Consider the following 11,779-nt stretch of genomic DNA (forward strand, 5'->3'; position numbering starts at 1 on the left):
ATGCCGAAGGACAAAGTTCAAAATGGGCTGAACGCCTTTCTGAATGCCCCGCTGGCGCAGACGTTGTGGAACCGCAGAACCAAGCGTGTCAGCCGCGGTTCGAATGTAGTCGCCGGTTCGCTCAGTTGGGAATCTCAGAATGAGCGCTCGCCACTTTCACCGCTGCAAGAGGCGATCCTGATTGCCGCAACCGGCGTTACGGGCCTGACCATGCCTGACCGGCCGTTTTTCGACGACGAAAGCGGCGATCCGATCATGTCGAAGCCGAACCTTGTGATGGAGGGGCGCACCGCTGGTAGCCCGGACAATGCACAAGGTACGCATTTCTTTATGATTAATGACAGTGGTACCTACTTTCTGCGCAGGCTTGAACCTCTTGAAGGTGGGACCGAAAGCTGGACGCCCGAGGTATTGATCCTGCGTGCAGAACAGGCAAAAGTGCAAATTCTGGACCGGCGTGTTGACGTGCCCGAAGGGATGCGTGATTTTCCGGCTTACCTCGATTCGAATCGCTTTTTGTCAAACACTCCGGGTTCGACCATTTTCTTCCCGGTTGTGGATCTATCTCACCAATACATCAACGCGTTGATGTACATTCTAACGCAGCCTGACAAGGCGCGGCCAGTCATCGTGGATGACCGAAATTTTTATCGGCCCGCTGGTGTCAAAAAGTGGATCGACAGGGGTTTTCTGAACCCGGATATCAAGATTCCGCTGGGGATCTTGGGCCAAATGCGCACACAGATCGAGGCTGATCTACTAGTGCAAAACTTGTTTCTTGTGACCGAGGCTCTGGGTCTGGGCGGCTGGATTCACGCCGCGATATCTCCACCGGTTCTGATGGGCGATCCGAAGTTCAGCGACAGATTCGGTACGATGTTGGGGTTTGACTATGTCACACCCAAATGGCGACTGATGGATCTGCTACGCTGGCATACTTTGCCGGTTGCGGCGATGAAGCATGTCCGTGCCCATGCGGTGGGATTGCGCCATCATGGAGAGCACCTGATCAAGGGTAAATGTCCGCCTTATTATTCGTCTATGTCCGAGGCAGTTGATGCAGTTGTTGAAGGCAAGTTCGGTTCCGACGGTATTTACAAGAACGACGCGCTGTTCAGCCAAATCTACAAGGGCGATTTTGGTGCCAAGTATCTGGAAGAAGCGGGTGAATACGAGCAGGACATAATCGAATGCGCCCGCGATATCTGTACGTACGTTTACGAAACACACGGGCGATTCCCGGCTCATTGCGAAGCAGTTCACGCACCTGGTGTTTGGCTTCAAACGCATCGGGTCGAGAACGAATACTACGACGCTTATTTCCAGAACGGCCTAACATCCGCCCAACGCGCTCACGACCTGAATTGGCCGAGCTGAATTGGGAAACCAGTCTTGAATTTGACTTTACATTGGTGAGTACCTCGGGGCCGTTGCAAACTCACACTAGCAAATCGAGCCCTGCTGTCACCGTGCCCTCAAATATTGGGGATGTGTAGCAAACTATGAGGCCTAATTGACGAACACGCAAATTCGGTTTTTTTGTTCTCAGAGATTTAGTCCTCCAATAGGTTTCAACTTGATTTCTTAGAAAGGCTGCCATGGCCTTGTCAGAGGAACTTGGGTTGAGCGGGGCAGGGGTGTTGCGTAGCCTCCGATTTTGAAAAGATTATCGCCTTTCAAGTATTTCAAAACCAGTCCCGAGATGATCCGCCTTGCAGTGATGCCATACATCCGTTTCCCGCTTTCGCTTCGGAATTTCGAAGACTTGTTGCACGAGCGAGGCATCGACGTGAGGCACGAAACTGTCCGATATTGGTGGAACAGGTTTGGCCCGATGTTTACTGCTGAAATCCGAAGAAAGCGTGTTCGGTAAATGAGAGCATACTTCAAATGGAAGTGGCACGTGGATGAGGTTTTTGTGAAGGTGAATGGCAAGCGGCACTATCTTTGGCGTGCTGTTGATCAAGAAGGTGAGGTGGTGGAAGCCGTTGTCACCAAACGCCGAAACAAAGCTGCAGCGCTGAAATTCCTCAAGACACTGACGAAGCGACACGGTAAGTCGGAAACCGTCGTCACGGATCGCTTCGCATCGTACCGGGCCGCTCTCAGAGAGCTTGGCGCTACCGAAAAAGAAAGGACGGGTAGGTGGCTCAACAATCGCGTTGAGAACTCGCACCTGCCATTCCGACGAAGAGAACGCGCGATGCAGCGTTTTAAGCGTATGCGAAGTTTGCAGAAGCTCGCCTCCGTCCATTCCTCGGTCTACAACCATTTCAACCAAGAAAGATCGCTAGCCAGCCGAGACACCTTCAAGCTGACTCGAGCCGCCGCTCTCGCAGAGTGGCGCGAACTCAGTGCGGCATAAAGGGCAGCGCTACTGGCCTAGCTGAGACTAGTTAGAATTTGTCTGACGGCACCTTCGAGTGTTCCTCGTTGATTGGAATAGACGGCAGCTTTATCAGCCTAGCTGAGGCTGGTTCAAATTAGTTGACAGTACCTTAGCTGAGAAGCTGAAACACAGGAACCGTTCCGGTCAGTCCTTTGAATTCTTGATCCCGTAAAAATCGCGTTTTCTTGGATGTTCCTAACGCTTCGACAACCGACGCATCGACTAGTGTTTCGGCAGCTCGCGCGTGTTCACATAGGCGAGCTGCAAGATTTGGCACTTCTCCAATGGCCGCATAGTCAAACCGGCCTTCAAATCCGATACAGCCAATAGTGGTTTCACCCTTGGCGATACCGATCCCGAGACCCAAGCGCGATCCCTCCTTTTGAAAGGGTCCAAGCGCGTTTGCGACCGCAGCATGCAGCTCGCTCGCAAAGGTGACAGCCTGACCCGTAGGATCGCGTGCCCGGAGCGGGGCATTAAACAGCACAACGATGCCATCGCCCAAGAAACGTTCAAGTGTGCCCTGGTGTCGTTCAATCAGTGGACCTGCGCAATTGTGAAATACGTTGAGGGCTTCGAGTACTACTTGAGGATCAGAGGCTTCCGTAAAGGTCGAGAATCCCCTTAGATCCGCAAACAAAACGACGATGTCCGCTCTTCGGTTCTTAAGAATAGCGCTGTCATCACCAACCGAAATAATTTCTTCTGCCACTTGCCTTGGTAGAAAACGGCGCAAACGATTGAACCGCTCAATCTGACCAATCTGTTGATTTACTCGTTTTTCGAGTTCCTTGTTCCAGCTCTGCACTTCGTCATGCAAAGCTTTTGTTCGGAGCATGGAACGTACACGTGCAAGGAGTGCGACTGTGTCAACTGGTTTGGTAAGATAGTCATTTGCACCAGCCTCAAGCCCTTGCACCATATCTTCAGTGTTCGAACGAGCTGTTACCAGAACCACCGGAATAAAGGGGAGTATGGGATCCATTCTCAATCTTCGACAGACTTCGAAACCGTCCAGCTTAGGCATCATTACGTCTAACAAGATCAAGTCGGGCGACAAATCAGTAGCTTTTTCTATAGCGTCTTCGCCATCTACGGCCTCGGCAGTACTATAACCATGCGCGCTAAGTCGCATTGTCAGCAGGTTGCGATTGTCCTGCTTGTCATCGACAATCAAAATGAGTGGTGGGTCTTTCATTTTTTCATTCAGACCTGTCCAACAAAGGTAATGACTTTGGCCAACAGAGCACGCGGACTGTAAGGCTTGGTAACATAGTCATCACATCCGGCTTCCCGTGCTTTTGTTTCGTCGCCAGACAAAGCAAAGGATGTTACCGCGATGATTGGTATGTTCGCGCCTATTGGATGCTTCTTTATCTGGCGGGTGGCATCGTAACCGTCTAATTCTGGCATCTGGATATCCATCAAGATTAGATCGGGCTTTTCAGCAATCGCTCGGTCTACTCCTTGCGCTCCGTTTTCGGCCTCCAGCACTTCGAAGCCGTGACTGCCTAGAAGGTCTCGAAGTATACGTCTGTTGTCGGCCTGATCTTCTATGACAAGTATTCTTTTAGACATGCTCAGCTCCTCGTAGCCTGAATGGGGAGTACAACAGTGAATGTCGAACCGTTGCCAAGGCTGCTGGCGACTTCAATTCGCCCACCGTGCATTTCTGCGATCTTTTGAGAGATAGATAGACCGAGACCAGTACCCCCGGCGGCACGCGTAGACGAGGCGTCAGCCTGTTTGAATTCCAGGAAAACCTCGTCAATTTGCTCTGAGGAAATTCCAACTCCCGTATCAGTTACGGTTACTACAAACCGTTGATCACGACGCGCCAAGTTTATTTCGACGTAACCCTTGTCAGTGAACTTTACCGCATTTCCGACGATGTTAAGTAAGACCTGTCTAATACGACCCGCGTCGCCACGCCCAGTGGGGAGTCCGCCTTCTACTTTGGTGCGGATTTCCAGTCCCTTGCTCGCTGCTATAGGCTCAACCGTGGAAACAACGTCGTTGAGGATCTCAGACATCGAATATGTGTCCAGTGTCAGTTCGAGTGCTCCAGCTTCAATCTTCGAAATATCCAAAACATCGTTGATCAATGACAGTAGCATTTTGCCGTTCACTTGAACCCGATGCAGCGGATCGTCGATTTTTTTGGGCACCGGACCATAAATTCCATCCCGGATCATTTCGGTGTATCCGAGGATCGAATTCATCGGAGTTCGCAATTCATGGCTCATATTGGCGAGAAATTGCGACTTGTGTAGGTTTGCAGTCTCAAGCTCATCGTACAACGTACCCAAACGCTCTGTCATACGATTGGCGCTGCGGGCGAGATCTCCAAGCTCGTCGGTGCTCTTGATATTAGCTCGGGCGGTAAAGTCGCCTTGAGCAACTTTTCTTAGCGTGACCCGGATTTGCTCAATCGTGCGGATCAAAGACTTGCTGAGTAGGAAGCCAAGCAAAATCGCAATAACGACTGCAATCCCAGCTGAAGCAAGCACCATTCGCCACGATTGATCAAACGCGTTTTGGTTAATCAAAGCTTTCGAGCGCATACCATCGCGCAAAAGCAGGTATCGTTTCTCAATCAGATTATCCAAAGACTTAATTATTGGGACCAGCTGCAACTCGAATATTGATTTGGCAGCTACAATCTGCCCAGCTTCATATCGCTCAACGATATCAAGTCCTATTCGTTTTATTTCTTGAGTCTTTCGCGACACATCCGCGATTTCATCGTCGGAAAAAAGGCTGAGATCCGGTTGATCTCTTGTCTCAATGAGATGACCAAGCGACTGAATAACATGCAGCTTAGCTTCAAAGAACCCTGCACTGTCGCCAAGCATGGTGTTGCCTCCAGTTTCTGCAAAAATTGCTGTTCCATTCAACCAGATTTCTTGCAGACTGCTTTCAAACACCTTTAGATTTGATAGCCGTACCTGATCTTGAAGCAACTCAGCAGTTCGAAGGTTCGCTTTGCGCAACTCAGATAGCCCGGTGAACGCCAGTATTAGCATTAACCCGACAATTCCAAGTAGCGCGACCAGCAACTTGGTTCTTATCTTTATGTGAAACCCGCTGTGCGAATTGGTAGAGGTTGCATTTGCGTTATCTGCGGCTTTCACGAAATCTGAAGTTTCGGCAGTCATGCAATCGCTCCCGACAGTATTGATCGGATACGCAATTGACTAATTATGCATCAGAAATGCCAGATCACAAAACCATTGAAGAAGCACAGGGAATTTGAATAGTTATGCCTATGGGTAATAGCTTTTTGTGAATGGACCTTCCGGCTCGTTGCCGACACTTGCTTCTACCATTGTGAAATCCCGCTGTCGGCAAATTCACCGTACAAAGCTGCGGTGTTTCGATATCAGTTAGGCACTTTGGGAGTGAGGGCGATGGCACTCAAACTGCACCCGAAAGTACCTTCGTCGCAATTCGTCCTCGGTGACGGTTTGGATCGCACTGATGGCTTTGATCTTGTTTGGGCTGATGCGCGATGTAAACTTTTGCAGCGCCTACAATTTCTCGTCTTTCCTGAATTACAATGCGATGTTCATTGCGATCGCGCTGGGCGCGTGTCATGACTTGCGAGAGTGATTTGTGGGTCGGATCTGTAGCGGCCTATTTCGGCCCAAGCGGAATTCAGGTTGCGTTGCCGGGGGCTGGCCTGACCCTTTTAGGCCTCGGGTTTTGGATCTGGGCAACCCCTCGAAGACATTGGATGGGAATTGTCGGCCATCGCGTCCGTGCTGGTGGGCGGCACTTTGTTGACGGGCGGGATGGGTTCGATCCTTGCGACGGTGGCCGGTGCGCTGTTGCTTGGGCTGGTCTTCAACGTTTTGAACTTTGAAAACGGTCAAGGCACCATCAGTTTCAGTGCCTATTGGCAGATGGTCATACTTGGAGGCTTTCTATTTGCGGTGATCCTTTTACAGTCTCGGGTTATTGCCAGGCAGCAGAAGGTCTTGGGTTCATGAATCGCATAGAAAGTGTTTCAGCGCGGCTGTTCAACGTTCCGCTCGCAGAGGTCCTCGTCGATGCTAAACATGGGGATCACACGTTTTTTCAACTGATCACAGTTACTATTCAAACCTCGGATGGGGTCGAGGGGGTCGGATATACTTATACGGGGGGCAAGGGTGGTCATGCCATCCTGGCGATGATCCAGCATGATCTGGCACCGTTCCTTGTAGGACAAGACGCTGAACAGATCGAAAGCCTGTACGACGCCATGCAGTGGCATGTGCACTACGTCGCGCGGGGCGGGATCGCCTCCTTTGCCATCTCGGCCGTGGATATTGCATTGTGGGACATTCGGGGCAGAACACAAAATGCGCCATTGTGGCAGATGGCCGGCGGAGCGTCCAAACGGTGCAAGGCCTACGCCGGTGGGATCGACCTGAATTTCTCGTTAGAGAAACTGCTGCGCCAGACCGAAGGGTACCTTGCGCGAGGGTTCAACGCAGTCAAGATCAAGGTCGGTCAACCAGACCTGGCCGACGATCTTGCGCGTGCCCGGGCAGTGCGCGAGATGCTGGGCCCGGACCGTTTCTTCATGGTCGATGCGAATTACTCTATGACCGTCGAACAGGCCATCGTGGCTGCCAGAGGGTTTGCCGACTGCGATATTTTGTGGTTCGAGGAACCGATTGTTCCAGACGACTACAAAGGTTATGGCCGAATTGTCGAAGCGACGGGCGTTCCCCTCGCCATGGGTGAAAACCTGCACACCATTCACGAATTCGAATTCGCCTTTGATGACGCGAAGCTGAGTTTCATCCAACCCGATGCCTCAAACTGCGGTGGGGTAACCGGCTGGCTGCGCGTGGCCGCGCTGAGCGCACAGCACGGCATTCCGGTTTGCAGCCATGGGATGCAGGAGCTGCACGTCAGCCTTGTTTCTGCGCAACCCAACGCTGGCTGGCTAGAAGTACACTCATTCCCGATAGACCAATACACGACCCGTCCGCTGGTTGTGGAAGACTGTCTGGCCGTCGCCCCGGATACCCCGGGAACCGGAGTGGAATTCGACTGGGACAAACTGAATGCGGAACACAGGGAGATGCATACATGACGACCCAGACGATCTCTGCGGCATACTACAGGGGAAAAAAGAGCTTTGCTGTAGAGCAAGCCCAAGCGACGGATCCAGGCCCCGGCGAAGCTGCCATTCGCGTTGCCTATTGTGGGATTTGCGGGACGGATATGCACGTCTACCACGGCAACATGGATGCCCGTGTCGGCCTGAACCGGGTGATTGGGCACGAGATGTCAGGTGTCGTCGAAGCGGTGGGCGAGGGCGTCGATACGGTCGAACCCGGCCAGAAGGTCGTTGTCCGACCGCTTGATCACTGCGGAGAATGCCCCGCTTGCAAACGGGGGCATCAGCATATCTGTCAGAACCTCAAGTTTCTCGGCCTCGATACCGATGGTGCCATGCAAGAGATCTGGACCGTTCCGGCCCACACGTTGCACGTTCTTCCGGACGACTTGCGCATGGATCACGCGGCGCTGATCGAGCCAGTCGCCGTTGCCTGCCACGATGTGCGCTTGTCTGGCCTGCAACCTGGAGAGGACGTTGTCGTCATCGGCGGCGGCCCGATCGGCATCCTGGTTGCCATGGTTGCCCGGGATGCGGGCGGAAATGTCGTGATTTCCGAAGTGAATCCGAACCGTCTGGCGATAGCTGAAAAACTTGGCTTTGACACGATCAACCCAACCGAAACCGATCTGGTGTCCAAAATCAACGCGCGCACAGGCGACAAAGGGGCAGATGTGGTTTTCGAGGTGTCGGGAACGCAGCCCGGTGTTGATGCGATGGCCGCCGTTGCCGCGACGCGGGCTCGGATCGTTATGGTCGCGATCCATGCTCAAAAGCCCCAGATTGACCTGTTCCAGTTCTTCTGGCGAGAGCTGCAACTGATCGGTGCTAGGGTCTATGAGCCAGAGGATTACGAGAAAGCCATTGCAGTTGTCGCCTCGGGCGGAGTGGACGCGGATGTCGTGATTACTGACGTCAGCCCTCTAGCAGACATTCAGGCCGCGTTTGAAGCGCTGGATCGCAGTCCAACCGCAATGAAAAGCCTGATCGAAGTAGGACCGCGTTCATGAGTGTTTTGCAAAGTTTCGACCTGACGGGAAAGACGGCCCTTGTTACTGGGTGCAAACGCGGTATCGGGCGCGGCATGGCCGAGGCATTGGCATCGGCCGGAGCCGATATCATCGGAGTGTCCGCCTCGCTCGAGCTGTCCGGGTCGGATGTCGAAAAAGCTGTGACGGCGATGGGGCGCAAGTTCCGGGCGTACCAGTGCGACTTCTCGGATCGCGCCGCGCTGCATGGGTTCGTTGATACGTTGAGGGCCGACGGACAAACCCCTGATATCCTTGTCAACAATGCCGGCACGATCAAACGCAAACCCGCCGCCGAACACCCGGACGACTGGTGGGACGAAGTGATTGAGGTGAATCTGTCCTCGCAGTTCGTTCTGTCTCGCGAGATTGGCAAGGACATGCTGGTGCGCGGCTCTGGGAAGATCATCTTCACTGCATCGCTGCTGACATTTCAGGGCGGCATTACTGTGCCGGGATATGCGGCCTCGAAAGGTGGGATTGGACAGCTGACCAAGGCTTTGGCCAACGAATGGGCCGGGCAGGGCGTGAACGTGAATGCGATTGCGCCTGGCTACATCGCGACCGACAACACCCAAGCGCTGCGGGATGATCCGGTCCGGTCGAAGTCGATCCTCGAACGAACACCCCAAGGCCGTTGGGGTACGCCTGATGACTTTGCCGGACCGGTGGTCTTTCTGGCCTCTGCCGCGTCGGACTTCGTCAACGGTGAAATCCTTGTCGTCGACGGGGGCTGGATGGGGCGGTAGCAACGTCAACGCTCTATGTGACCCAAAGCATCAAGTCCCGATATAGTGCGCCTTCAATCGGCGAGTTTTTGGCGCCTCTCGATGTTCGAACAGGTACAGGCTTTGTACGCGACCCAGCGGAAGCTGCCCCTGTTCGACCGGAATGGATATCTGAGTTTGCGTCAACAGCGCCCGCAGATGCGATGGAGCGTTGTCGTCCTCGGTCGGGCGGTGGTGATACTTGCCTGGTGACTTTGGTACGAGTTTCTCGAAGAACGTCTCGATATCCCTGAGCACTTCGGGATCGGCATTGGCCTGCACCAACAACGCAGCCCCCGTGTGGACGCACCAAAGGGTCAGCAGGCCCGACACAAATTCATGTTCGGACACCGCTCGCTGAACGATCCCGCTGATGTCGGTGAGGGATTTGCCGGGCGTTTCAATGGACAGATCAAAAAAATCTTGCTTCATCCAGCAGGCCCTTTCATTAATTTTACGCGAAGGCGCTCAGCTTTCTACACCCCATTTGGCATTCAGCATTGGGGATCAAGCTTCTGATTTTGAACGCATATTGACTGCACGTTCATGCAAACAGACTTTTGAACTTGTCCACACACAGACGAAATCCATCTTCGAAGTTTCCGTTGCCGGGGTGATAAACACTCTCGAAGGAAATGACGCCATCATAGCCGTCGGATCTGAGCGCGTCCGCGATGGGTTGGAACAGAGGCGCAAGCTGACCTTCCCCCATACGGCGCACTTCCAGCGTCGCCTTCGGCGTGTCGACCTTTACGTCCTTGATGTGAATGTGACCCAAGTAGCCTCCGCGCAGTTCTTCATAGCCGTCCGGGTACGCCAATTCGTGGCACCAGCAGTTGTTTCCGGGGTCCCACAGCACTTTCAAACTGTCTTTTGCGTCCAACTCGTCAATCAGCCTGCGGGCTGTAAAGTTGGAATTGACCAGCGTGCCGTTTCCGGTTTCCACAACGAGAGTCACACCCTCAACTCTTGCCAGTTCAACTGCCGGCGCGATCAGAGGCGGCATCGTGTCCCATACCCCATGCGCCACGTTCCACTTCTCGGCGCCGTTTTTTCCCCAGAGTATCTGCTCCTTTCGTTGGGTCATGATCCGAACAAGAGGAGACCCAACAACATGAGCCATGTCGATCACGCGTTTCAAAGCGTCCATGTGCCGAGTGTGCAGGTCGTCGCCGGGTCTGTTGGCAGCTGTCATCCCTGCAAAGATATGGCGCGACAGACACGACACAGGTTTGCCCCGGTCGCGCAAGAGCGCGTTGATCTCGGCAATTTCCTGCGGGGAATGGTCTCCGACCTCCGTATCGCCAACGAATTGAAGCTCTGCATAGTCCAGACCGAATTCGTCCATTACGTCCACGGCATGCCGCAGATCGCGGGAAATGCCGTCGCAAATTACACCTAATTTCATGTTCGGTCCCCTCAGCGATGCAATTCAGCGCCAACGATCTCTTCGATGACGCGGGTACATACCCAGTTGTCGCCGTTCGGGTATTTGGTTTTTCCGGCGTGAAAGATCTGCATTGCGGATGACGCTGTGTGCATGGGAACGCCTAACGCACTGGCCAGTGCGAGAGAGATCGTCAGATCCTTGTGCATGGTTGCGATATGGCTGCCGGTAGCTTCGAACTTGCGATCAATGATGTTTTCAAGGGCGGTATTCACGACTCCACACCCTGCGCTGGACGAGGAGAACACATCAAGCAAGGCCTGACCGCTGACACCGGCTTTGGCCGCCAGGGCTGCAGCCTCGAACGTGGCGGAAAAGATTGATCCGATAAGGGATTGGAGGCAAGCTTTCACGGTTTGCCCGTCGCCGGCGTTTTCTCCGACCCGATGAATGGTAGCTGACACTGCCTGCATTACTTCGGCATTTCGATCCAGCACATCCGCAGCACCCGCAGCCATCATCGTCAATGTGCCGTTCTGCGCGCCGGGAAACCCACCCGAAACCGGGGTGTCAATCAGGTGGATGCCCGAACCTTCCATGTCTTGCCCGATCGCGCTTGCTTCGGCCGGGGTAATGGTCGCCGACAGGATGACCGTTCCGCCTTTGGCCATGTTCGCAATCAGGCCATCTTCACCCAATATGACATCGCGGGCCTGATCTCCGTTCATCACCATGACGAACACACTGGCCGCGTGACGGCCAACCTGTCCCACGCTGTCCTTGGCCAGGCCGCCCATGTCGGTAAATGCCGTCATGCGTGTCTCGCTCAGGTCGAAACCGGATGTTTCAAAGCCATTCTTGATCAGGTTCTTGGCAAGGCCGCTGCCCATGTCGCCAAGACCGATTACGCCTGCTGTTTTCATTTTGAATCCTCCCGTTTTCTGCCATTTCCGTATGGCAGACGTTTCGAAAAATGATGCCCAATCGCATCGGTTTTCGCGGGAGTTTCACGCGTCTTGAACAGACGTCGGGCGAGTCCGGAAGACACCCCGCTGCCCGTTTACGTACCGTAAGTAAACGAAGAATGCGGCG

The 11,779-nt window shown here is 53.7% G+C and carries 12 protein-coding genes and 1 pseudogene; 7 read left to right on the plus strand and 6 right to left on the minus strand.

Annotation, left to right across the window (positions count from 1 at the left end; genetic code table 11):
- Entirely contained in the window at positions 1-1,377 is a 1,377-nt protein-coding gene (locus tag ACR0KL_RS03910; protein ID WP_170677364.1) for a hypothetical protein, read from the plus strand.
- Positions 1,378-1,702: 325 nt separating this feature from the next.
- Positions 1,703-2,365, plus strand: a pseudogene (locus ACR0KL_RS03915) (IS6 family transposase).
- A 133-nt stretch (positions 2,366-2,498) separates the two neighbouring features.
- Here ACR0KL_RS03915 and ACR0KL_RS03920 read toward each other — a convergent pair.
- Genes ACR0KL_RS03920 through ACR0KL_RS03930 form a run of 3 tightly spaced genes read right to left on the minus strand, consistent with a single transcriptional unit; the run spans position 2,499 to position 5,547 of the window.
- Positions 2,499-3,587, minus strand: coding sequence for an adenylate/guanylate cyclase domain-containing response regulator (locus tag ACR0KL_RS03920; protein WP_170677366.1), 1,089 nt, complete (start codon positions 3,585-3,587; stop codon positions 2,499-2,501).
- Between the two features lie 8 nt (positions 3,588-3,595).
- Entirely contained in the window at positions 3,596-3,967 is a 372-nt protein-coding gene (locus ACR0KL_RS03925) for a response regulator (protein WP_170556514.1), read from the minus strand.
- 2 nt (positions 3,968-3,969) lie between these two features.
- Entirely contained in the window at positions 3,970-5,547 is a 1,578-nt protein-coding gene (locus ACR0KL_RS03930; RefSeq protein WP_480776652.1) for a sensor histidine kinase, read from the minus strand.
- Between the two features lie 322 nt (positions 5,548-5,869).
- Between ACR0KL_RS03930 and ACR0KL_RS03935 the strand changes: the two genes are divergently transcribed.
- The 5 genes from ACR0KL_RS03935 to ACR0KL_RS03955 all read left to right on the plus strand — a co-directional run bounded on the left by ACR0KL_RS03935 (position 5,870) and on the right by ACR0KL_RS03955 (position 9,282).
- Positions 5,870-6,001, plus strand: a complete 132-nt coding sequence (locus tag ACR0KL_RS03935) for a hypothetical protein (protein WP_480554630.1) — start codon at positions 5,870-5,872, stop codon at positions 5,999-6,001.
- A 182-nt stretch (positions 6,002-6,183) separates the two neighbouring features.
- On the plus strand, positions 6,184-6,381 hold the full coding sequence (locus ACR0KL_RS03940; protein ID WP_480554628.1) for a hypothetical protein: 198 nt from the start codon (positions 6,184-6,186) through the stop codon (positions 6,379-6,381).
- Positions 6,378-7,478, plus strand: coding sequence for a mandelate racemase/muconate lactonizing enzyme family protein (locus ACR0KL_RS03945; RefSeq protein WP_170677371.1), 1,101 nt, complete (start codon positions 6,378-6,380; stop codon positions 7,476-7,478). The genes ACR0KL_RS03940 and ACR0KL_RS03945 overlap by 4 nt, the downstream gene beginning before the upstream one ends.
- Complete coding sequence (locus tag ACR0KL_RS03950) at positions 7,475-8,515, plus strand: alcohol dehydrogenase catalytic domain-containing protein (protein ID WP_170677372.1); 1,041 nt, start codon at positions 7,475-7,477, stop codon at positions 8,513-8,515. The genes ACR0KL_RS03945 and ACR0KL_RS03950 overlap by 4 nt, the downstream gene beginning before the upstream one ends.
- Positions 8,512-9,282, plus strand: coding sequence for an SDR family oxidoreductase (locus ACR0KL_RS03955; protein WP_170677375.1), 771 nt, complete (start codon positions 8,512-8,514; stop codon positions 9,280-9,282). The genes ACR0KL_RS03950 and ACR0KL_RS03955 overlap by 4 nt, the downstream gene beginning before the upstream one ends.
- A 30-nt stretch (positions 9,283-9,312) precedes the next feature.
- Here ACR0KL_RS03955 and ACR0KL_RS03960 read toward each other — a convergent pair whose 3' ends face one another.
- From ACR0KL_RS03960 to ACR0KL_RS03970, 3 genes are all read right to left on the minus strand, one after another.
- Positions 9,313-9,732, minus strand: a complete 420-nt coding sequence (locus ACR0KL_RS03960; protein ID WP_170677376.1) for a secondary thiamine-phosphate synthase enzyme YjbQ — start codon at positions 9,730-9,732, stop codon at positions 9,313-9,315.
- Between the two features lie 112 nt (positions 9,733-9,844).
- Complete coding sequence (locus ACR0KL_RS03965) at positions 9,845-10,708, minus strand: sugar phosphate isomerase/epimerase family protein (RefSeq protein ID WP_170677378.1); 864 nt, start codon at positions 10,706-10,708, stop codon at positions 9,845-9,847.
- An 11-nt stretch (positions 10,709-10,719) separates the two neighbouring features.
- Positions 10,720-11,610: an NAD(P)-dependent oxidoreductase gene (locus ACR0KL_RS03970; RefSeq protein ID WP_170376073.1), complete on the minus strand. Its 891-nt coding sequence runs from the start codon at positions 11,608-11,610 to the stop codon at positions 10,720-10,722.
- Between the last annotated feature and the right edge of the window lie 169 nt (positions 11,611-11,779).

This window comes from Ruegeria sp. C8 (genome assembly GCF_056537565.1).